Source organism: Diaphorobacter sp. JS3051 (assembly GCF_015832135.1).
In the GTDB taxonomy this organism is placed as follows: Bacteria; Pseudomonadota; Gammaproteobacteria; order Burkholderiales; family Burkholderiaceae_C; genus Diaphorobacter; species Diaphorobacter nitroreducens.
The window spans coordinates 445408-465796 of record NZ_CP065406.1; the positions used below are offsets into that span (position 1 = coordinate 445408).

17 protein-coding genes and 1 tRNA gene are annotated in these 20389 nt (G+C 69.3%); 8 read left to right on the forward strand and 10 right to left on the reverse strand.

Annotated elements, in window-relative coordinates:
- Nucleotides 1-19 precede the first annotated feature (19 nt).
- Together I3K84_RS02170 and I3K84_RS02175 are read left to right on the forward strand one after the other, a co-directional pair.
- Entirely contained in the window at nt 20-1288 is a 1269-nt protein-coding gene (locus I3K84_RS02170) for an aspartate kinase (RefSeq protein ID WP_011804900.1), read from the forward strand.
- 45 nt (nt 1289-1333) lie between these two features.
- A tRNA-Ser gene (locus I3K84_RS02175) sits at nt 1334-1426 on the forward strand.
- A 65-nt stretch (nt 1427-1491) separates the two neighbouring features.
- Here the strand turns inward: I3K84_RS02175 and I3K84_RS02180 are convergent.
- Together I3K84_RS02180 and metE are read right to left on the reverse strand one after the other, a co-directional pair.
- On the reverse strand, nt 1492-1950 hold the full coding sequence (locus I3K84_RS02180; RefSeq protein ID WP_172207153.1) for a CopD family protein: 459 nt from the start codon (nt 1948-1950) through the stop codon (nt 1492-1494).
- Between the two features lie 76 nt (nt 1951-2026).
- Complete coding sequence (gene metE, locus I3K84_RS02185; RefSeq protein WP_196995405.1) at nt 2027-4396, reverse strand: 5-methyltetrahydropteroyltriglutamate--homocysteine S-methyltransferase; 2370 nt, start codon at nt 4394-4396, stop codon at nt 2027-2029.
- A 97-nt stretch (nt 4397-4493) separates the two neighbouring features.
- On the opposite strand from metE, the gene I3K84_RS02190 reads away from it, so the two are divergent.
- A complete protein-coding gene (locus tag I3K84_RS02190; RefSeq protein WP_196995406.1) occupies nt 4494-5423 on the forward strand; it encodes a LysR family transcriptional regulator in 930 nt (309 codons plus the stop codon).
- 46 nt (nt 5424-5469) lie between these two features.
- Here the strand turns inward: I3K84_RS02190 and I3K84_RS02195 are convergent, their stop codons facing one another.
- The 5 genes from I3K84_RS02195 to I3K84_RS02215 form a co-directional block, all read right to left on the reverse strand.
- The gene (locus I3K84_RS02195) at nt 5470-6330 is read right to left on the reverse strand and encodes an oxaloacetate decarboxylase (protein ID WP_196995407.1); all 861 of its coding nucleotides are present in this window, start codon (nt 6328-6330) and stop codon (nt 5470-5472) included.
- A gap of 183 nt (nt 6331-6513) precedes the next feature.
- The gene (gene prpF, locus I3K84_RS02200) at nt 6514-7716 is read right to left on the reverse strand and encodes a 2-methylaconitate cis-trans isomerase PrpF (protein ID WP_196995408.1); all 1203 of its coding nucleotides are present in this window, start codon (nt 7714-7716) and stop codon (nt 6514-6516) included.
- A 13-nt stretch (nt 7717-7729) separates the two neighbouring features.
- The gene (acnD, locus tag I3K84_RS02205) at nt 7730-10402 is read right to left on the reverse strand and encodes a Fe/S-dependent 2-methylisocitrate dehydratase AcnD (protein WP_196995409.1); all 2673 of its coding nucleotides are present in this window, start codon (nt 10400-10402) and stop codon (nt 7730-7732) included.
- A 106-nt stretch (nt 10403-10508) separates the two neighbouring features.
- The gene (gene prpC / locus I3K84_RS02210) at nt 10509-11669 is read right to left on the reverse strand and encodes a 2-methylcitrate synthase (RefSeq protein ID WP_196995410.1); all 1161 of its coding nucleotides are present in this window, start codon (nt 11667-11669) and stop codon (nt 10509-10511) included.
- Nucleotides 11666-12082 (reverse strand): acyl-CoA thioesterase, encoded by a 417-nt coding sequence (locus I3K84_RS02215; protein ID WP_196995411.1) that lies wholly within the window; start codon nt 12080-12082, stop codon nt 11666-11668. The genes prpC and I3K84_RS02215 overlap by 4 nt, the downstream gene beginning before the upstream one ends.
- Before the next feature lie 101 nt (nt 12083-12183).
- Between I3K84_RS02215 and I3K84_RS02220 the strand changes: the two genes are divergently transcribed.
- Nucleotides 12184-13656, forward strand: coding sequence for a short-chain fatty acyl-CoA regulator family protein (locus I3K84_RS02220; RefSeq protein WP_196995412.1), 1473 nt, complete (start codon nt 12184-12186; stop codon nt 13654-13656).
- 136 nt (nt 13657-13792) lie between these two features.
- Complete coding sequence (locus I3K84_RS02225; RefSeq protein WP_011804910.1) at nt 13793-14095, forward strand: hypothetical protein; 303 nt, start codon at nt 13793-13795, stop codon at nt 14093-14095.
- Between the two features lie 126 nt (nt 14096-14221).
- On the opposite strand, the gene I3K84_RS02230 is transcribed toward I3K84_RS02225, so the two are convergent.
- The 3 genes from I3K84_RS02230 to I3K84_RS02240 form a co-directional block, all read right to left on the reverse strand.
- Entirely contained in the window at nt 14222-14647 is a 426-nt protein-coding gene (locus I3K84_RS02230; protein ID WP_047351412.1) for an RNA-binding S4 domain-containing protein, read from the reverse strand.
- 40 nt (nt 14648-14687) lie between these two features.
- Entirely contained in the window at nt 14688-16091 is a 1404-nt protein-coding gene (locus I3K84_RS02235) for a sensor histidine kinase (RefSeq protein WP_196995413.1), read from the reverse strand.
- A 172-nt stretch (nt 16092-16263) separates the two neighbouring features.
- Nucleotides 16264-16950 carry a response regulator gene (locus I3K84_RS02240; protein WP_196995414.1) on the reverse strand — a complete coding sequence of 229 codons (687 nt, stop codon included), beginning with the start codon at nt 16948-16950 and terminating at the stop codon, nt 16264-16266.
- 147 nt (nt 16951-17097) lie between these two features.
- Here I3K84_RS02240 and I3K84_RS02245 point away from each other — a divergent pair, with 147 nt between their 5' ends.
- From I3K84_RS02245 to I3K84_RS02255, 3 genes are all read left to right on the forward strand, one after another.
- Nucleotides 17098-18057 carry a tripartite tricarboxylate transporter substrate binding protein gene (locus I3K84_RS02245; protein WP_011804914.1) on the forward strand — a complete coding sequence of 320 codons (960 nt, stop codon included), beginning with the start codon at nt 17098-17100 and terminating at the stop codon, nt 18055-18057.
- A 133-nt stretch (nt 18058-18190) separates the two neighbouring features.
- Nucleotides 18191-18742: a tripartite tricarboxylate transporter TctB family protein gene (locus I3K84_RS02250; RefSeq protein ID WP_015913554.1), complete on the forward strand. Its 552-nt coding sequence runs from the start codon at nt 18191-18193 to the stop codon at nt 18740-18742.
- A 90-nt stretch (nt 18743-18832) separates the two neighbouring features.
- The gene (locus I3K84_RS02255) at nt 18833-20362 is read left to right on the forward strand and encodes a tripartite tricarboxylate transporter permease (RefSeq protein ID WP_196995415.1); all 1530 of its coding nucleotides are present in this window, start codon (nt 18833-18835) and stop codon (nt 20360-20362) included.
- Nucleotides 20363-20389: the final 27 nt, after the last annotated feature.

Here is a 20389-nt window from a genome sequence, read left to right on the forward strand (position 1 = left end):
CTGCCATTCCAGAAATTCCATGGCACTGATCGTTCATAAATACGGCGGCACCTCGATGGGCTCCACCGAGCGCATCCGCAATGTCGCCAAGCGCGTGGCCAAGTGGGCGCGGGCCGGCCACCAGATGGTGGTGGTACCCAGCGCCATGAGTGGCGAGACCAACCGCCTGCTGGGCCTGGCCAAGGAGCTCACGCCCTCGCGCATTACCTCCGCCTACCACCGCGAGCTCGACATGCTGGCCGCCACGGGTGAGCAGGCCTCGTCGGCCCTGCTGGCCATCGCGCTGCAGGCCGAAGGCATGGAGTCGGTGAGCTACGCCGGCTGGCAGGTGCCCGTGCGCACCGACAGCAGCTACACCAAGGCGCGCATCGAGTCCATCGACGACAAGCGCGTGCGCGCCGACCTGGACGCGGGCAAGGTCGTCATCGTCACGGGCTTCCAGGGCATCGACGAGGGCGGCAACATCACCACGCTGGGCCGCGGCGGCTCCGACACCTCGGCCGTCGCCATTGCCGCCGCGATGAAGGCGCACGAATGCCTGATCTACACCGACGTGGATGGCGTGTACACCACCGACCCGCGCGTGGTGCCCGAGGCGCGGCGCCTGACGACGCTGAGCTTCGAGGAAATGCTGGAGATGGCCAGCCTGGGCAGCAAGGTGCTGCAGATCCGTTCGGTGGAATTTGCCGGCAAGTACAAGGTGCCGCTGCGCGTGCTCTCCAGCTTCACGTCCTGGGACATCGACATCAACGAGGAAGCCAAGTCCGGCACCCTGATCACCTTTGAGGAAGACGAACAAATGGAAAAAGCCGTCGTATCCGGCATCGCTTTCACCCGCGACGAAGCCAAGATCTCCGTGATCGGCGTGCCCGACACCCCCGGTATCGCCTACCAGATCCTGGGCGCGGTGGCTGATGCCAACATCGATGTGGATGTCATCATCCAGAACATGGGCAAGGAAGGGAAGACCGACTTCAGCTTCACGGTGAATCGGAATGACTACCAACGCACCATCGATCTGTTGAAAGACAAGGTGCTGCCCCAACTGGGCGCCGAGGAAATCGTGGGCGATGCCAAGATCGCCAAGGTCAGCATCGTTGGCATCGGCATGCGCAGCCATGTGGGCGTGGCCAGCAAGATGTTCCGCGCGCTGAGCGAAGAGGGCATCAACATCAAGATGATCTCCACGTCGGAAATCAAGACCTCCGTGGTGATCGACGAGAAGTACGTGGAATTGGCCGTGCGTACGCTGCACAAGGCGTTCGAGCTGGACCAGGCTGCCGCCTGAAGTTTCGCCGAAATGGCCTTGAAATGAGGCTACAATAGCGGGATTGGAAACGTGACCGAGTGGCCGAAGGTGCTCCCCTGCTAAGGGAGTATGGGGTGTAGAGCCTCATCGAGGGTTCGAATCCCTCCGTTTCCGCCAAATAAAAAACGCGCCTTCACGGCGCGTTTTTTTATGCCGGCGGCGATGTGGTGCCGCCGCGCGTCTCACATCAGCAGCGTCAGCACCACAATCACTACGCCGATGAGCAGGTTCACGCCAACCCAGGTGCGGATGCTTGCCAGCGCCAGGCCGCCTGCCGGCCAGTCGGAGGCGGCGACGGCCTGCTCCAGGCGGCTGAGCAGCGCGAAGTAGATGTGGGCGAAGATGCCCATCATCACGATGCCGAGGGTCGCCATGATGGTCCAGTCCAGCGGCATCGAGAAGGCGCCGCCCGCGCCGATGCTCACCGCGCCGATCATGCCCAGTCCGCTCGTCAGCACGGCCACGATGGCGATGGCGACCGCGCCCAGGAAGCGCTGCAGCACGCCGTGCATCAGCGCCACGCGCTGCGGCGGCTCCAGCATCTGTACGGCGGGGCGCAGGAAGAAATGGGCGAAGACCATGCCGCCGATCCAGACGATGATCGACAGCACGTGGGTGAGCTTGAGGGCGTTATAGAGCATGGCGGCGCATTGTGCCGCCATGCCAGCCGATGCGGGTCATGCACTGACGCGGCGCAGGGTTGATGGTTGCCCGCCGTCAAGCGGAGGCCATGGCGGAGCGCAATGCCCGCGCGGCCTGCACCATGTGGCGCAGCGCGGCCTCGGTCTCGGGCCAGTTGCGGGTCTTGAGGCCGCAGTCAGGATTGACCCAGAGGTTGCGTGCGGGCACCACCTCGGCCGCCTTGCGCAGCAGGCGCGCCATCTCCTGCGGGCCGGGTATGCGTGGTGAATGGATGTCGTAGACGCCGGGGCCGATCTCGTTGGGGTATTTGAAACTGCCGAAGCCACGCAGCAGTTCCATGTCGGAGCGGCTGGTCTCGATGGTGATGACGTCGGCGTCCATGGCGGCGATCTCGGGCAGGATGTCGTTGAACTCGCTGTAGCACATGTGGGTGTGGATCTGCGTCGTGTCCTGCACGCCGCAGGCGCTGATGCGGAAGGCCCGCGTGGCCCAGTCCAGGTACGGTTTCCAGCCTGTGCGGCGCAACGGCAGGCCTTCGCGGATGGCGGGCTCGTCAATCTGCACGATGGCGATCCCGGCGGCCTCCAGATCCACCACCTCGTCCCGAATGGCCCAGGCAATCTGCTCGCAGGTGCGGCTGCGCGGCTGGTCGTCGCGCACGAAGGACCACTGCAGGATGGTCACCGGCCCCGTGAGCATGCCTTTCAGGGGTTTGTCCGTGAGGCTTTGGGCGTAGACGGTCCAGTCGACCGTCATGGCATGCGGGCGGGCCACGTCGCCGTAAAGCACAGGGGGCTTGACGCAGCGCGAGCCGTAGCTCTGCACCCAGCCATTGGCCGTGAAGGCGAAGCCGTCCAGCTGCTCGCCGAAGTACTCCACCATGTCGTTACGCTCGGCCTCGCCGTGCACCAGCACGTCCAGGCCCAGTTCCTCCTGCTTGCGCACGGCGTGTTCGATCTCGGCGCGCATCTGTGCCTGGTATTCGGCCTCACCCAGTACACCACGGCGGTGGGCTGCACGTGCGGCGCGGATGGCCGGGGTCTGCGGGAAGGATCCGATGGTGGTGGTGGGCAGCGGCGGCAGACGCAGGCGCGCGCGCTGCGCCTGCTGGCGAGTGGGGAAGGGCGAGCGGCGCCGGTCGCAGCCCTCGGGTGCCGCCTCCAGGCGGGCGGCCACGGCGGGGCGGTGCACGCGCGGGCTGGCACGGCGGCTGGCGATGGCGGCGCGCGCGGCGGCCAGGCGCGGGTCGCTGCCGGCCACGCGGCCGTCCAGCAGGCCGGCGATCAGGGCCACCTCGTCCAGCTTCTCGGTGGCGAAGGCGAGCCAGCCGCGCAGCTCGGGGTCCAGCGCATCCTCGCCCGCCAGGCTGACGGGCACATGCAGCAGCGAGCACGAGGGCGCCACCCACAGCGGTCCGGTGTGTTTGGCGGCCACGGGGCGCAGCAGGGCCAGGGCCGCGTCGGGGTCGGTACGCCAGATGTTGCGACCGTCCACCACGCCCACCGACAGCACCTTGTAGGCCGGCAACCAGTCGGCCACGCCCGTCAGCTCCTGCGGGGCGCGCACGGCGTCCACGTGCAGGCCGGCCACGGGCAACTGGCAGGCCAGGCGCAGATGGTTCTCCAGGGGCGAGAAGTAGGTGGCCAGCAGCACCTGTGGGCCGGCCTTGCCGAGCTGCCAGTACGCGGACTCGAAGGCCTGCGTCCAGCTGGCAGGCAGGTCCAGGCCCAGGATGGGCTCGTCGATCTGCACCCACTCCACGCCCTCGGCCTTCAGGCGCGCGAGTATCTGCGCGTACACGGGCAGCAGGCGGTCCAGCAGGTCCAACCGGTCGAATGGGGCTTCGCCTTTCTCCTTGGACAGCCAGAGGAAAGTGAGCGGCCCCACAAGCTGCGCCTTTACGCGGTGGCCCAGCGCCTGGGCTTCGGCCACTTCGGCGAACAGGCGCTCGCTGCCCAGGCGGAACGCAGTGTCGGCGTGCAGTTCGGGCACGAGGTAGTGGTAGTTGGTGTCGAACCACTTCGTCATCTCCAGCGCGGGCTGGCCTTCGCCGGGATGCGGCGCGTGCGCACAGCCTGCGCCGCAGGTGCCACCGGGGGCGTGGTCGCCATGGCCCGACAGCGTCTGCACGCCCCGCGCCATGGCGAAGTAGCGTGCCAGCTCCGGCGTGCCGGGGGTGAAGCCAAACCGCGGGCTTTCGCAACCCAGCAGTTGGATGTGGTGGGCCATGTGGTCGTAGTAGGCGAAGTCGCCCACGGTCGCGAAGGCCAGGCCTGCGTCGCGCTGGGCCTGCCAGTGGCGTGCGCGCAGTTGGGCGCCCACGGCTTCGAGCGCGGCGGCGTCGATCTCGCCGCGCCAATGGCGCTCCAGCGCCAGTTTCAGTTCGCGCTGCGCGCCCATGCGGGGAAAGCCCAGCGTATGGGTGAGGATGGGGGAAGCGGCCATGGTGCGGAAGTCCTTGTGCAAGAGAAAACCGCGATGGTCGGCCAAGTGTGTTTATGATTCAAACGAAAGTTTTGTCTTTTCAACTTGAATAGTTTTAATGATGCAATCCATCCTGGAGATCCGCCATCTGCGCACGCTGCAGGCCCTGCGTGACAGCGGCAGCCTGGTGCGGGCGGCGCAGCTGCTCAACCTCACGCAATCGGCGCTGTCGCACCAGATCAAGCTGCTGGAGGACCGCTACGGCACGCCGCTGTTCGAGCGCAAGTCCGTGCCGCCGCAGTTCAGCGCCACCGGCGCGCGGCTGCTGCAACTGGCCGATGCCGTGCTGCCGCAGGTGGAAACGGCTGAGCGTGACGTGGCGCGCCTGTCCCAAGGGCAGGGCGGGCAGATGCGCATCGCCGTGGAGTGCCATACCTGTTTCGACTGGCTGATGCCCGCCATGGACGCCTTCCGCGCACGCTGGCCCGAGGTGGAACTGGACATCGTGAGCGGCTTCCACGCCGACCCCGTGGGCCTGCTGCACCAGGGCCGGGCGGACCTGGCCATCGTCTCCGAGCTGGACGCCGGGGAGGCGGGCGCCGTGGACTACCACCCCCTGTTCGGCTTCGAGATCCGCGCGTTGCTGGCCCACGGCCACCCATTGCTGGACAAGCCCTTTCTGAAGGCGCAGGACTTCGCGGACCAGACCCTCATCACCTATCCGGTACCCGACGAGATGCTGGACCTCGTGCGCCAGGTGCTGGAGCCCGCCGGCGTGCGACCGCCCCGGCGCACCACCGAGCTGACGGTGGCCATGCTGCAGCTCGTGGCCAGCGGCCGGGGCGTGGCTGCCCTGCCACTGTGGGCGGTGCAAGGCTACCTGGACCGGGGCTACGTGGCCGCGCGCCCCATCGGCGCGCGGGGCCTGCGCGGCGAACTGCACGCGGCCTGCCTGCCGCAGCTCTCGCCCAGGCCCTTCCTGCAGGACTTCGTGCGCGTGACGCGCGAGACGAGTTTCGTCACGCTCAAGGGGGTGGAGTTGCTGTAGTTTTGATAGCTGCTAGCGCTTGTCAGGTAAACGCTAGCGCCTGATTTCATGCGTATTTCTTTTCAAGCGCATCCCAGAACGGCTTGCCCACCAGCCGCTGGCGCTCGGCGAACGGGGCGACCAGCGTGGGGTCTTCGCGCACCTCGCGCGCGTCGCGCAACTGGGCCAGCACTTTTTGCATGCCGGCCACGGCGCCTTGCAGCGCGGCGTTGGCGTACAGCACGAAGCCGTAGCCCAGGCGACCCAGTTCGTCGGCACCCACGATGGGCGTCTTGCCGCCGATCACCATGTTCATGAGCTGGGGCACTTGCAGGCGCTGGGGCAGGGCGCGCACCTCGTCGGCGGTGGCGACGGCCTCGACGAAGAGGATGTCGGCGCCCGCCTCGGCGTACGCCTGCGCGCGCTCCACGGCGGCGTCGAAGCCCTGCACGGCGGCGGCGTCGGTGCGCGCCATGACCAGCAGGCCGTCGCGCCGCGCATCCACAGCGGCGCGGATCTTGCCCACCATCTCGCTGGTCTCGATCACGGCCTTGCCGCTGAAGTGGCCGCAGCGCTTGGGGCTCACCTGGTCTTCGAGCTGGATGCAGTCGGCGCCGGCGCGCTCCAGCGTGCGCACGGCGTGGTAGGTGTTGAGGGCGTTGCCGAAGCCCGTGTCCGCGTCCACGATCAGCGGCAGCTCCACCGCGCCGCGGATGCGGGCCGTGTGGTCGGCGATATCGGTCAGGCCCACGAAGCCCTGGTCGGGCAGGCCGAACCCCATGTTGGTGACGCCTGCGCCGGTGATGTAGAGGGCCTCGTAGCCCAGATCTTCGATGACCTTGGCCGACAGTGCGTTGAACGCGCCCGGCACGATGACGCCGCGCCGGGCTTCGGCCAGGGCCTTGAGTTGTTGCTTGGTGGACTGCATGGCTGTTTCCTTCAGGGAGGGTGCTCTGCGCGCGCATGGAACGCATTGCTGAAATCGGGTGCGCCCCCGGCCGGGGCTAGCGGCCGCGGCGCGGGGGCCTGTGCCGGCCGCGCCGCGCTGCCGCGCTGGCGGCGTCCCCCATGCCGCGCGAAGCGTGGGAGAAGGGGGACATGACGAAGTTGCTCACGGGGTTGGCGGCACTCTCACCCAGCCTTCCATCAGGGTGCGGGCGCTGCGGCTCATGAGGGCCTTGGTGACGCGCCACTGGCCGTTCACCAGCGCGGCCTCGGCCCCCACGCGCAGCGTGCCCGAGGGGTGGCCGAACCGCACCGATCCCGGCACGGCGGTGCGCGGGCCCCCGCTGGCCGCCTGGTGGACCAACGTGCCGGGGACGGCGGCAGCGGCGCCGATGGCCACTGCCGCCGTGCCCATCATGGCGTGGTGCAGCTTGCCCATGGACAGTGCGCGCACCAGCAGGTCGATGTCGGCCGCGCGCACCGCCTTGCCGCTGGAGGCGACGTAGTCCGCCGGCGGCGCGACGAAGGCGAGTTTGGGTGTGTGCTGGCGCGTGGCGGCCTCTGCCACGTCGTGGACCAGGCCCATCTTGACTGCGCCCCAGGCGCGGATGGCCTCGAAGCGGGCCAGGGCCGCGACATCGCCATTGATCGCGTCCTGCAGCTCGGTGCCGGTGCAGCCGACGTCCCTGGCGTTCAGGAAGATGGTCGGGATGCCCGCGTTGATGAGCGTGGCCTGCAAGCGGCCCACGCCTGGCACGTCCAGCGTATCGACCAGCTGGCCGGTGGGGAACAGGGCACTGCCGCCGCCTTCGCCTCCTTCACCGCCATCGGCCGGGTCGAGGAATTCGAGCAACACCTCGGCGGCGGGGAAGGCCACGCCGTCCAGCGCAAAGTCGCCCGTCTCCTGCACCTGGCCACCCGCGATGGGTACGTGGGCGACGATGGTCTTGCCGATGTTGGCCTGCCAGATGCGCACGATGCACACGCCGTCGTGCGGAATGCGCCCGGGCGCGACCAGGCCGCTGGCGATGGCGAACGGCCCCACGGCGGCCGACAGGTTGCCGCAGTTGCCGCTCCAGTCCACGAAGGGGCTGTCGATGGCGACCTGGCCGAACAGATAGTCCACGTCATGTCCGGGCCGGGTGGAGGGCGAGACGATCACCGCCTTGGACGTGGACGAGGTGGCGCCGCCCATGCCGTCGATCTGTTTGCCGTAGGGGTCGGGGCTGCCGATCACGCGCAGCAGCAGCGCGTCGCGCGCTGCGCCGGGCTGCTGCGCCGCCGCGGGCAAATCCTGCAGGCGAAAGAACACGCCTTTGCTGGTGCCGCCGCGCAGGTAGGTGGCGGGGATCCTGATCTGTGGTGCCATGTTTGCTCTTGTTTCAATAGCTGGTTGCGCTTTTCAGACGGGCGCTGGAAGCTGATTGGGCCAGAAAGTCCTGGGCGAAGCGCTGCAGCACGCCCCCCGCTTCGTAGACCGAGACTTCCTCGGCAGTGTCGAGCCGGCAGGTGACGGGCACCTGCTGCGTCTCGCCCTGCGCGCGGCGGATGGCAAGGATGACGGTGGCGCGCGGCGTGAGGGCGCCGGCCACGTCGTAGGTTTCGGTGCCGTCCAACTGCAGCGTGTGGCGGTTGGTGCCGGGCAGGAACTCCAGCGGCAGCACCCCCATGCCGATGAGGTTGGTGCGGTGGATGCGCTCGAAGCCCTCGGCCACCACCGCCTCCACCCCCGCCAGCCGCACGCCCTTGGCGGCCCAGTCGCGGCTCGATCCCTGGCCGTAGTCGGCCCCGGCAATGATGACCAGTGGCTGGCGGCGGTGCAGGTAGGTCTCGATGGCCTCCCACATGCGCGTCACGCGGCCCTCGGGCTCGATGCGGGCGAGCGAGCCCTTTTGCACCTGGCCGTTCACCACCGCCATCTCGTTGACGAGTTGCGGGTTGGCGAACGTGGCGCGCATGGCCGTGAGGTGGTCGCCCCGGTGCGTGGCGTAGGAGTTGAAGTCCTCCTCGGGCACGCCCATGCGGGCCAGGTATTCGCCCGCCGCGCTGGCGGGCAGGATGGCGTTGGACGGCGAGAGGTGATCGGTGGTGATGTTGTCGCCCAGCAGCGCCAGCGGGCGCATGCCCTGGAGGGTGCGCGGGTAGGCGGCCAGCGCGCCCACGCCTTCGGCGTCCCAGTAGGGCGGGCGGCGGATGTAGGTGGACTGCGGGCGCCAGTCGTACTGCGGCGCGGCGCGCTCGCCATCGCCCTTGCGCAGGGCGAACATGGGTTGGTACACGGCGCGGAACTGTGCGGGCTTCACGGCGCTGGCGACGATGGCGTCGATCTCCTCGTCGCTGGGCCACAGGTCGTTCAGGCGGATTTCGCGGCCCTCCACCACGGCCAGCACGTCGCGCTCGATGTCAAAGCGCACCGTGCCCGCGATCGCGTAGGCCACCACCAGCGGCGGCGATGCCAGGAAGGCTTGGCTCGCATAGGGGTGGATGCGCCCGTCGAAGTTGCGGTTGCCCGAGAGCACGGCGGTGGCGTAGAGCTTGCGGTCAAGGATCTCCTGCTGGATGCGCGGGTCCAGCGCGCCGCTCATGCCGTTGCAGGTGGTGCAGGCAAAGCCCACGATGCCAAAGCCCAGCGCCTGCAGATCAGAGAGCAGGCCGGCCTCCTGCAGGTACAGCTCCACCGCCTTGGAGCCGGGCGCGAGCGAGGTCTTGACCCAGGGCTTGCGCCGCAGGCCCAGGCGGCGGGCGTTGCGCGCCAGCAGGCCGGCGGCGATCACGTTGCGCGGGTTGCTGGTGTTGGTGCAACTGGTGATGGCGGCGATGACGACGGCACCGTCGGGCAGCAGGCCCCTGGCTTCCTCGGCGCGGGCCCTCTCCAGCATGCTGGCGTCGGCAATGCCGCGCTCCACCAGCGCGGTGGTGGGCAGGCGCCGGTGCGGGTTGCTGGGACCGGCCATGTTGCGCACCACGCTGGACAGGTCGAAGTGCAGCGTGCGCTCGTACCGCACCTCGCGCAGGGTATCGGCCCACAGACCGGCGGCGCGGGCGTAGGTCTCCACCAGCCGCACCTGGTCTTGCGCGCGGTCCGTCAGGCGCAGGTAATCGGTGGTCTGCGCGTCGATGTAGAACAGCGCGGCGGTGGCGCCGTATTCGGGGCACATGTTGCTGATGGTGGCGCGGTCGCCGATCGAGAGGCTGTCCGCGCCCTCGCCGAAGAATTCCACATAGGCGCCCACCACCTTTTGCTGGCGCAGGAACTCGGTCAGCGCCAGCGCGATGTCGGTCGCGGTAATTCCCGGCTGGCGTTTGCCGCGCAGTTGCACGCCTACGATGTCGGGCAGGCGCATCCAGCTGGCGCGGCCCAGCATCACGGCCTCGGCCTCCAGCCCGCCCACGCCCACGGCGATCACGCCCAGCGCGTCCACATGGGGGGTGTGGCTGTCGGTGCCCACGCAGGTGTCGGGAAAGGCCACGCTGCCCTCTCCATCCTTCTGCACGTACACGACGGGCGACATCTTCTCCAGGTTGATCTGGTGCATGATCCCGTTCCCCGCCGGGATCACGTCCACATTGGCGAAGGCCTTCTTCGTCCACTCGATGAAGTGGAAGCGGTCCTCGTTGCGGCGGTCCTCGATCTCGCGGTTCTTGCGGAAGGCGTCGGGGTCGAAGCCGCCGCACTCCACGGCCAGCGAGTGATCGACGATCAACTGCACCGGCACCACGGGATTGACGGCAGCCGGGTCGCCGCCCTCCTTCGCAATCGCGTCGCGCAGGCCCGCCAGATCGACCAGCGCGGTCTGGCCCAGGATGTCGTGGCACACCACGCGCACGGGATACCAGGGAAAGTCCAGGTCGCGCCGGCGTTCGATCAACTGGCGCAGGTAGTCCGGCAACTGCGCCGGGTCGGCGCGGCGCACCAGGTTCTCGGCGTGCACGCGGGCGGTGTAGGGCAGCGTGGCCCAGGCGCCGGGGCGGAGCTGCTCGACGGCCTCGCGCGCGTCGTAGAACTGCAGCGCCGTGCCGGGCAGGGGTTTGCGGTGGGCGGTGTTCGTGGTCATCGTGGTGCTCTTGTTGTGATAGCTGCTGGCGCTTGCCTGTCAACAGATTTCATGCAAAAAGTGCTGGGAATCCAGTAACGGCAAGCGCTGCCAGCTATGGTTTTTGTCAAACGCGTTCCTCGATGGGCACGAACTTCTGGTCGTCGGGGCCGGTGTAGTGGGCGCTGGGGCGGATGATCTTGTTGTCCGCGCGCTGCTCGATCACGTGCGCCGCCCAGCCGCTGGTGCGGGCGATGACGAACAGCGGCGTGAACATGGCGGTGGGCACCTGCATCATGTGGTAGCTCACGGCGCTGAACCAGTCCAGGTTGGGGAACATCTGCTTTTCCTGCCACATCACGCGCTCCAGCCGCTCGGCGATGTCGTACATCTTGGTCGAGCCGGCGGTATCCGACAGGCGCTTGGCCACGGCCTTGATGACCCCGTTGCGCGGGTCGCTCACGGTGTAGACCGGGTGGCCGAAGCCGATCACCACCTCCTTGGCCTGCACGCGGCGGCGGATGTCGGCCTCGGCCGCGTCGGGCGTGTCGTAGCGCTTCTGGATCTCGAAGGCCACTTCGTTCGCGCCGCCGTGCTTGGGCCCGCGCAGCGCCCCGATGGCGCCGGCGATGCAGGAATACAGGTCGCTGCCCGTGCCGGCGATCACGCGCGCGGCGAAGGTGCTGGCGTTGAACTCGTGCTCGGCGTACAGGTTCAGCGACGTGTGCATGGCGCGCACCCAGCCGTCCGAGGGCTTGTCGCCGTGCAGCAGGTGCAGGAAATGCCCGCCGATGGAGTCGTCCTGTGTCTCCACCGCGATGCGCCGGCCCGAGTTGCTGAAGTGGTACCAGTACAGCAGCATGCTGCCCAGCGATGCCAGCAGCCGGTCCGCGATGTCGCGGCTGCCGGCCAGGTTGTGGTCGTCTTTCTCGGGCAGGGCGCAGCCCAGGGCGGATACGCCGGTGCGCATCACGTCCATGGGGTGGCTGGCCGCGGGCAGTTGCTCCAGAGCGGCCTTCACGCAGCCGGGCAGGCCGCGCAGCGCACGCAGCCGGGCCTTGTAGGCGCGCAGTTCGGCGCGCGTGGGCAGCTTGCCGTGCACCAGCAGGTGGGCGATCTCCTCGAACTCGCAGACCTCGGCGATGTCCAGGATGTCGTAGCCGCGGTAGTGCAGATCGTTGCCGCTCCTGCCCACGGTGCACAGCGCGGTGTTGCCGGCGGCCACGCCCGAGAGGGCGACGGATTTCTTGGCCCGCGGGAGGGCGGTTGCGGTGTCGGTGGTGCTCATGGAGTCTCCTGTCGGAAGGGGTGTGGCGGGGTGTTCAGGTAGGTATGCGCGATGGCCGTGGGCCGCCCGTGGGCGTTCACGGCCACCATCTCGAAGACGCCCTGCAGGGCCAGCTCGTCGGGGCAGCCCGGGGCCTGGGCCAGGCCGTGCACGCACACGGTGAGCGAGCTGCGCCCCACGCGGCTGACCCAGGCGCGCAGCGCCAGCGCCCGCCCCACGGGCACGGGGGCGCAGAACTGCACGCCGGTGACGGCGGCCATCACCACGTCGCAGCCGGCGGCATCGCGCGCGGCCAGGAACGCGGCGCGCGCCATGCGCTCCAGCCCCTGGCCGGCGAACAGCGTGCCGTGGTGGTTGGCATGGGCGGGGAAGACCATGTCGCGGGTTTCGAGGGTGCCTGTGGGGCTTGTCATGCTTCGTAATCTACGCACAATGGATGCCCCCCGTAAGCCCTGAATTGGCGAACGATTGCGAAGGCTTGCGGGGTGTTTTGCAAAGTTTGCGAAAGATTGGAATGAAAAAAACCTTCATGGGTGTGCGCTTGCGCCGCCTGCGCGAGGAGAGGGGCCTGACCCAGGTGGCGCTGGCGCGGGCGCTGGAGATTTCCGCCAGCTACCTGAACCAGATCGAGCAGAACCAGCGCCCGCTGACGGTGCCGGTGCTGCTCAAGATCAACGCCGTGTTCGGCGTGGACGTGCAGCACTTTTCAGAGGGCGACGAGGCGCGCCTGATCGCCGGCCTGCGCGACGTGCTGGCCGACCTGCCGCCCGGCGCGCCGGCCGATGCCGTCTCGCTGGCCGAGGTGCGCGAGCTGGCCGCCAACATGCCCGCCGTGGCGCGCGTGCTGCTGGCGCTGCACCGCGGCCGCGCCGAGGCGCGCGAGCGCCTGGAGGCGCTGGCCGCGCACTATGGCGACGAGCGCGGCGGCGCGGCCAGCACGGCGCAGACCCCGCCCATGGCGTATGAGGAGGTGCGCGACTTCTTCTTCGCGCGCCACAACCACATCGCCGAGCTGGATGACGCTGCCGAGCACCTGGCCGCCCAGTGGCGGCTGGTGCCTGGCGCGGCCGGCGCCGCGCTGCAGGCGCGGCTGGAGCAGGCCCACGGCGTGCGTGTGGCGCTGCTGCAGGGCGGCGACGGCGACGCGGCAGGCGAGGGCGCCGCCGTGCAGCGGCGCTTCGATGCCGCCGCACGCGTGCTGTACCTGTCGTCCACGCTGCAGGGCGCGCAGCGCGCTTTCCAGATGGCGACGCAACTGGCCTTCCTGGAAGTGCCGCACCTGCTGCAGCACAGCGTGCAGGGCGCGGCGCTGTCGGGCGAGGCGGCGCGCACGCTGGCGCGCATCGGCCTGGCCAACTACTTCGCGGGCGCGCTGCTGCTGCCCTACGGCGCCTTCTTGCGGACGGCCGAGGCGCTGCACTACGACATCGAGCGCCTGGGCCAGCACTGGGGCGTGGGCTTCGAGACGGTGTGCCACCGCCTGTCCACCCTGCAGCGCCCCGGCGCGCGCGGCGTGCCGTTCTTCTTCATCCGCGTGGACCGGGCGGGCAACATCAGCAAGCGCCAGTCGGCCACGCACTTTCACTTCAGCAAGATCGGCGGCACCTGCCCGCTGTGGAACGTGTACGAGGCCTTTGCCCAGCCCGGGCGCATCGTGCGGCAGCTGGCGCGCATGCCCGACGGGCGCGTGTACCTGTGGATCGCGCGCACCGTCACGCGCAGCACCGGCGGTTGGGGCGCGCCGGGCAAGACCTTCTCGGTGGCGCTGGGCTGCGACGTGCAGCACGCGGGTCAACTGGTCTACGCGCGCGGGCTGGACCTGGCCGACCCCGAGGCGCCGGTGCCCATCGGCATGGGCTGCAAGGTGTGCGAGCGCACCGCATGCCCGCAGCGCGCGTTTCCGCCGGTGGGCCGGCCGCTGGAGGTGAACGAGGATATGGCGGGCTTTACGCCGTACCGGGTCAGCGGGGCGGCCAAGGGCGCCTGACAGCGCGGGACCAGGCGCCGGCGCAACGCCGTCAGGCCGGCTGTGTCCTACACCGTGATGCGCCCCTGGCGAACCGCCCCGCCGCAGCGGGCGTGTCTACCATGCGTGCATCTTTTTTCGGCAAACGAGGTGGGATGTGAGCCATTGGTACACGCTGCAACTGGGCAACGAGCAACAGGCCTTCGAGCCCCTGCGGCAGATTCAGCAGGTTTTCATGGCAAGGTTCCTCATGGCGCAGCCCGGCACGGGGCGGGCGCTGTTCTCGCACTTCGATGCGGCCGAGGACCGCGTGGTGCTGTTCTTCTCGCCCGCGGCCGCGGACATTGCCGTGCGCTTTCGCGCATCGCCGTGTGACCGGCCCGCGCAGGACCTGGTGCTGCTGGCGGGAGAGGGTGACGCATGGCATGACGCGGCGCAGGATGAACGCCTGGCGGCCTGATCTTTGGGCATAGCGCTTCGGGCATAGCGCGCACGGCCCGTGTGGGCGCGCGCTGTGCTTTCGCGTCGTGGGGCTTTGGCGGCTGGCTGCCACAGGCTGCGGTGCTGTGCCCAAGCCCTGCCCATCTCAGTCGTCGATGGAGGCGCTCCAGCGGTCGTCCCAGTCATGGCGCAGGTGGTCCATGGAGCGGCGGTCGCGCTTGGTGGGGCGGCCCTCGCGCAGCGCGGCGGCCGGCTCGGGCGCCAGGCGGCGCGCTTCGGCGGCCTGGGCGCGCGCGGCGAGGCTCTCGGGCGTTTCCTCATAGAGCTGCTGCGCCACGGGCGCCGGGCCGCGGAAGTTGCTCAAGGCGCGCACTACGACCGTGCGGGCGACCGCGCCCTGGCGCAGCGCGACGGTGTCGCCCGCGCGCAGTTCACGCGCGGCTTTGGCCGCCTGGCCGTTGACGGTTACGCGGCCTTTGCCGATCTCTTCCACGGCGAGGCTGCGGGTCTTGTAAAAGCGCGCGCACCACAGCCATTTGTCCAGGCGCATTGCATCGGGTGGTGTCGTCATCGGCGTGATTTTGCCTGGGGCGGCGTGCGTGAAAAACGGTTCAGGCGTCGGCCAGTGGCAGCCGCACCACGGCGTCCAGGCCCAGCACGCGGCCGTCCGCCTGGCGATTGGCGAGGGTGATGCTGCCGCCCAGCGCGTGCACGATCTCCTGGCAAATCGCCAGGCCCAGGCCCGAACCCGTGCGCACGTCGCCGGCCGAAAACGGTTGGAACAGCCGCGCCGCGAGTTCTTCGTCGATGCCGGGGCCCGCGTCGGCCAGGGTGAGGACGGCCTCACCGTCCTCGCGGTGCAGCGTGACGGCGAGCTCGGTGCCGGGCGGCGCATGGCGTATGGCGTTGTGCAGCAGGTTGCGGCACAGCTCGCGCAGCATCCACTCGTGCGCGTGGATGGGCGCGGCGTCGGTGGTGATGCCGAAGTCCAGGTCGCCCTGTGCGATCAGCGGAGAAAGCTCGAGCGCCATCTCGCGCAGCACTGTGTCCAGCCGCGTCACGGGCACCTCGCCCTGCTGGCGCAGCTGCTCCACTTTGGCCAACGCCAGCATCTGGTTGGCCAATTGCGTGGCGCGGTCCACGGTGTCTCCAATCTCCCGCAGCGCCTGCGTGGGCGGCAGGTCGCCGCGCAGGGCGGACTGCACCTGCGTCTTGAGCACGGCCAGCGGCGTGCGCAACTGGTGCGACGCGTCGCGCACGAAGCGCTGCTGGTGGGCGAGCAGGCGCGACAGGCGCTGCATGACCGCGTTGGTGGCGTCGATCAGCGGCTGCAGCTCGCGCGGCGCGGCGGGGGCGGCAAGGGGGGCCAGGTCGCCTTCGGTACGGGCCTGCAGGTCGCTGCTCAGTTGGCGCACCGGTTGCGTGGCGCGCTGCACCACCAGCACCACGATGCCCGCGATGAGCGCCAGCAGCAGCGCCTGGCGCGCCAGCGTGGTGTGCAGGATCTGCAGGGCCGCCGCTTCGCGCAGCTCCAGTGTTTCCGCCACCTGGATCACGGCCATGCCGCGGCCCTCGCTGCTGGCCACGGGCTGCAGCAGCACGGCCACGCGCACGGGCTGATCGCGAAAACGGTCGTCATAGAAGTCCACGAGCGCCGCATAGGGCGGGCGCTGCGGGATGGTGCCGTGCCAGGCGGGTAGTTCGGCAAAGCCGGAAATCAAGTCGCCGCGCAGGTTGGACACGCGGTAGAACATGCGGCTCTGGTTGTCGGCCTCGAAGGCCTCCAGCGCCGCGTAGGGCACGATGGCGCGCAGCTCGGCCATGTCGTCCCAGCCGCGCACGTCCAGCTGCTCGCTGATGGTCTTGGCCGAAGCCAGCAGCGTGCGGTCATAGGCAGTGTGCAGCGCGGCCAGCGCCTGGCGGTGCAGGCTGTAGGTGTTCACGCCCACGAAGAGCAGCGTGGGCAGCAGGATGCCCACGAGCAATTGGCGGCGCAGCGACTGCGGGCGCGTCATGCCGCCACCCGGCTGCGTTGCGCGTGGTGGGGAGCCTGGCGCACAGGCGCGCCCGCTCCTGTACGGTGGCGGTGGCGCAAACCATGCCAGCGCGCGCCGCGCAGCGGGCCCGGCCGGGCCTGCGGCATCGCCCGCCTGGGGGGGGAAGGCGCGCAGCGACTCACGGGCTGTTTCATGTCTCTGGCTTGAGCAGGTAGCCCAGGCCGCGCAGCGTCATCAGGGCCACGCCGGTGCCTGCGAGTTTTTTGCGCACGCGGTACACCACCACTTCGATGGCCTCGTACTGCACCTCGCTCTGGCCGGGGAAGACCAGTTCATACAGCCGCTCCTTGGCGACTGCGCGCCCCGGCTGGGCCAGCAGGGTGCGCAGCAGCGCCAACTCGCGCGGGGTGAGGTCCATGGGCGCATCGTGCAGATAGATGGCGCCGCTTTCTTTTTCATAGCGCAGGGCGCCCATCACCAGGGCGTTGGAGGCCTGTTTGTCATCTGCCGCATCGCCGCCGCTGCGGCGCAGCAGGGCGCGCAGCCGGGCCTCCAGCTCGTCCAGGTCGAAGGGCTTGGGCAGGTAGTCGTCGGCCCCCGCGTTCAGGCCCAGCACGCGGTCGCCCACGGTGCCGCGCGCGGTCAGCAGCAGCACAGGGGTGCGCAGGCCGCCGGCGCGTGCCTGTTGCAGTACCTGCAGGCCGTCCAGGCCGGGCAGGGTGAGGTCCAGCACCACGGCGTCGGGCGGGCGCGCGCGCCATTCGGCCAGCGCGGCGCGCCCGTCCGCAAGGGCGGTGACAGCCATGCCGCGGCGCGCCAGCGAGCGCTGCAGCGTGGCCTGCATGGTGGCGTCGTCTTCGACGAGAAGCAGTTGCATCCGCGGATTAGAACGCGTTTGCGGCGGGTGGCGGTTGGCGCGCGGATCTCGGTGTTAACCCTGGTGCCGTGGACAGCCGTTTGACAGCTTGCGCGCGCATCATCGCGCCGGTCAGCGTTCCCTTTTTCTAACAAGCAAGGAGACAACATGCGTCGCGATACCTTTCTGAAGTCGCTGGCGGCACTGGCCGCCGCGGGCAGCCTGCCGCTGTCGGCCCAGGCCGCCGTGGCCGTCAAGATGATGCTGCCCGCCAACCCCGGCGGCGGTTGGGACACCACGGGCCGCGCCCTGGGCAAGGCCCTGCAGGATGCGGGCGTGGCCTCCAGCGTGACCTATGACAACAAGGGCGGCGCGGCCGGCGCCATCGGCCTGGCGCAGTTCGTGAACGGCTCCAAGGGCGACCCGAACGCGCTGATGGTGATGGGCGCCGTGATGCTGGGCGGCATCATCACCGGCAAGCCGCCGGTCAACCTGAGCCAGGCCACGCCGATCGCGCGGCTGACCAGCGAATACAACGTCTTCGTGCTGCCCGCCAACTCGCCCTTCAAGAGCATGGCCGAGGTGGTGGCGCAGCTCAAGAAGGACCCCGGCAGCGTGAAATGGGGCGGTGGCTCGCGCGGCTCCACCGAGCACATCGCAGCGGCCATGATCGCCCGTGAAGTGGGGGTGGACCCGGCGCGCATCAACTACGTGGCTTTCCGTGGGGGCGGGGAGGCGACGGCGGCCATCCTGGGCGGCAACGTCACCGTGGGCGGCAGCGGCTACAGCGAGTTCTCCGAGTACATCGCCGCGGGCAAGATGAAGCCCATCGGCGTGACCTCGGGCCAGCGCCTGAAGGGCGTCAACGTGCCCACGCTCAAGGAGCAGGGCATCAACGTCGAGATCGGCAACTGGCGCGGTGTGTACGGCGCGCCCGGCATCACGGCCGAGCAGCGCAAGGCGCTGGTGGCAATGGTGGAGAAGGCCGTCAAGAGCAAGGCGTGGGCCGAGGCGCTGGAGAAGAACGGCTGGACGCCCGCGTGGCTGGCCGGCGACGACTTCGCCAACTTCGTGGACAGCGAGTTCGCCAGCCTGCGCGCCACCATGGTGAAGTCGGGCATGGTCTAAGCCCGGCGGCGCCGCAGTGTGCTGCGGCGCTCCTCTTTTGAGAGCTGTCAGCGCTTGATGGATAAGCGCTAGGGCCGTTTTTTGTTTGAAACCTGCGCCGCCGCGGTGCGGCGCCTTCCCGGAGGCCGCAGCCATGTCTGAGCTTTCCTCTTCCCCTCCCTCCACTCCACCCACAAGCGCCGTGCCTTCACCCGGCTGGCAGGCGGCCGTGGGTGCGGGCGTCATCCTGGTGGCCGCGGCCATGGCCTGGGGCGCGCTGGAGATCCCGGGCAACGCCGGCTATGGCGGCGTGGGCCCCAACTTCCTGCCGTGGGCCTGCGCCCTGGTGTTGGCCGTGTGTGGCGGCTGGCTGATCTGGGAGGCTGCCACGGGCGGCTACCGCCAGGCGGCCGACCCGGGCGGCGCGCCGCGCGCGGCGTGGGGGCCCTTTGCATGGGTGTCGGCGGGGCTTCTGCTGAATGCGGCGCTGATCGTGGAGCTGGGCTTCATCGTGGGCTGCACGCTGTGCTATGCGCTGGCCGTGCAGGGGCTGCGCCGCGCGGGCGGGCAGACGGGCCTGCTGTCGCCGCGCGTGCTGGCCGTGGATGTGGCGACCGGGCTGGCCATCGCCGCGCCGGTGTTCTGGCTGTTCACGCAGTTCCTGGCGATCAACCTGCCGGGCCTGACCGCCACCGGGTGGCTGTAGGCCAGGGCGCGGGAGAGTGCACATGCATGCTGACTTTGGCTGCTTCGATGGCGCCGGCGCAGGCCGCGTTCAAACCGGGGATTGAGTGCTATGGAAATCTTTGACGCATTGCTCGCAGGCTTTGCCACGGCGATCACGCCGGCGAACCTGCTGTGGGCCCTGGTGGGCTGCGCGCTGGGAACGGCCGTGGGTGTGCTGCCGGGCATCGGGCCGGCGGTGGCGGTAGCCATGCTGCTGCCCATCACGGCCAAGGTGGACATGACCGCCTCGATGATCTTCTTCGCGGGCATCTATTACGGCGCCATGTATGGCGGCTCCACGGCGTCCATCCTGCTGAACACGCCGGGCGAGACCGCCAGCATGGTCACGGCCATGGAAGGCAACAAGATGGCCAAGAGCGGGCGCGCGGGCGCGGCGCTGGCCACGTCGGCCATCGGCTCGTTCGTCGCCGGCACCATCGCCACGGTGGTGGTGACGCTGTTCGCGCCGGGCGTGGCCGAGTTCGCGGTCAAGCTCGGCCCGCCCGAGTACTTCATGCTGATGGTGCTGGCCTTCACCACGGTGAGCGCGGTGCTGGGCCAGAGCAGTCTGCGCGGCATGACGGCGCTGTTCCTGGGCCTGGCGCTGGGCTGCGTGGGCATGGACCAGATCTCGGGGGCCGCCCGCTACACCGTGGGCAAGATGGAGCTGCTGGACGGCATCGACATTGTGCTGGTGGCCGTGGGTCTGTTCGCCGTGGCCGAGGTGCTGTATGCGGCGCTGTACGAGGGCCGGGTGGAAGAGTCGCAGAACCAGATGGGTCGTGTGCACATGACGCGGCGCGACTGGCGCCGGTCCATTCCCGCATGGCTGCGCGGTACCGTGATCGGCACGCCCTTCGGCTGCATCCCGGCGGGGGGGACGGAGATTCCCACCTTCTTGAGCTACGCGACCGAAAAGCGTCTGGCCAAGGGCGAGGACAAGGCCGAGTTCGGCACCCGTGGCGCCATCGAGGGGGTTGCGGGCCCCGAGGCGGCCAACAACGCCACGGTGACCGCGGCGCTCATCCCGCTGCTGACACTGGGCATCCCGACCAGCAACACCACGGCCGTGCTGCTGGGGGCCTTCCAGAACTATGGGCTGAACCCCGGCCCGCAGCTGTTCACCACATCGGCCACGCTGGTGTGGGCGCTGATCGCGTCGCTGTACATCGGCAACATCATGCTGCTGGTGCTGAACCTGCCCATGGTGGGGCTGTGGGTGAAGCTGCTGAAGATTCCGCGTCCACAGCTCTACGCCGGCATCCTGATCTTTGCCACGGTGGGCGCCTACGGCATGCGCCAGAGCACGTTCGACCTGTTCCTGCTGTACGGCATCGGCCTGCTGGGCGTGCTGATGCGGCGCTTCGACTTCCCTACGGCGCCCGTGGTGGTGGGCATGATCCTCGGGCCGCTGGCCGAGGCGCAGCTGCGCAACGCGATTTCCATCGGCGAGGGCAGTTGGATGATCTTCCTGCAGCGCCCCATGTCCGTGACGCTGCTGGTGATCGTGCTGGCCGTGCTCATCGTGCCGCGCGTGCTGCGCCGCTGGGCCGAGCGCAACCTGGCCCATGCGCGCCAGAGCGTGGACGATGTGAGTTGATGGAGCGCTGCGCGGCGGCGCTACCCG

What these genes read in the sequence shown, in the direction of transcription:
- I3K84_RS02170 (WP_011804900.1), top strand. Translation starts at nt 20, where the DNA reads ATGGCACTGATCGTTCATAAATACGGCGGCACCTCGATGGGCTCCACC.
- I3K84_RS02180 (WP_172207153.1), bottom strand. Translation starts at nt 1,950, where the DNA reads ATGCTCTATAACGCCCTCAAGCTCACCCACGTGCTGTCGATCATCGTC.
- metE (WP_196995405.1), bottom strand. Translation starts at nt 4,396, where the DNA reads ATGGCCGCTTCCCCCATCCTCACCCATACGCTGGGCTTTCCCCGCATG.
- I3K84_RS02190 (WP_196995406.1), top strand. Translation starts at nt 4,494, where the DNA reads ATGATGCAATCCATCCTGGAGATCCGCCATCTGCGCACGCTGCAGGCC.
- I3K84_RS02195 (WP_196995407.1), bottom strand. Translation starts at nt 6,330, where the DNA reads ATGCAGTCCACCAAGCAACAACTCAAGGCCCTGGCCGAAGCCCGGCGC.
- prpF (WP_196995408.1), bottom strand. Translation starts at nt 7,716, where the DNA reads ATGGCACCACAGATCAGGATCCCCGCCACCTACCTGCGCGGCGGCACC.
- acnD (WP_196995409.1), bottom strand. Translation starts at nt 10,402, where the DNA reads ATGACCACGAACACCGCCCACCGCAAACCCCTGCCCGGCACGGCGCTG.
- prpC (WP_196995410.1), bottom strand. Translation starts at nt 11,669, where the DNA reads ATGAGCACCACCGACACCGCAACCGCCCTCCCGCGGGCCAAGAAATCC.
- I3K84_RS02215 (WP_196995411.1), bottom strand. Translation starts at nt 12,082, where the DNA reads ATGACAAGCCCCACAGGCACCCTCGAAACCCGCGACATGGTCTTCCCC.
- I3K84_RS02220 (WP_196995412.1), top strand. Translation starts at nt 12,184, where the DNA reads ATGAAAAAAACCTTCATGGGTGTGCGCTTGCGCCGCCTGCGCGAGGAG.
- I3K84_RS02230 (WP_047351412.1), bottom strand. Translation starts at nt 14,647, where the DNA reads ATGACGACACCACCCGATGCAATGCGCCTGGACAAATGGCTGTGGTGC.
- I3K84_RS02235 (WP_196995413.1), bottom strand. Translation starts at nt 16,091, where the DNA reads ATGACGCGCCCGCAGTCGCTGCGCCGCCAATTGCTCGTGGGCATCCTG.
- I3K84_RS02240 (WP_196995414.1), bottom strand. Translation starts at nt 16,950, where the DNA reads ATGCAACTGCTTCTCGTCGAAGACGACGCCACCATGCAGGCCACGCTG.
- I3K84_RS02245 (WP_011804914.1), top strand. Translation starts at nt 17,098, where the DNA reads ATGCGTCGCGATACCTTTCTGAAGTCGCTGGCGGCACTGGCCGCCGCG.
- I3K84_RS02250 (WP_015913554.1), top strand. Translation starts at nt 18,191, where the DNA reads ATGTCTGAGCTTTCCTCTTCCCCTCCCTCCACTCCACCCACAAGCGCC.
- I3K84_RS02255 (WP_196995415.1), top strand. Translation starts at nt 18,833, where the DNA reads ATGGAAATCTTTGACGCATTGCTCGCAGGCTTTGCCACGGCGATCACG.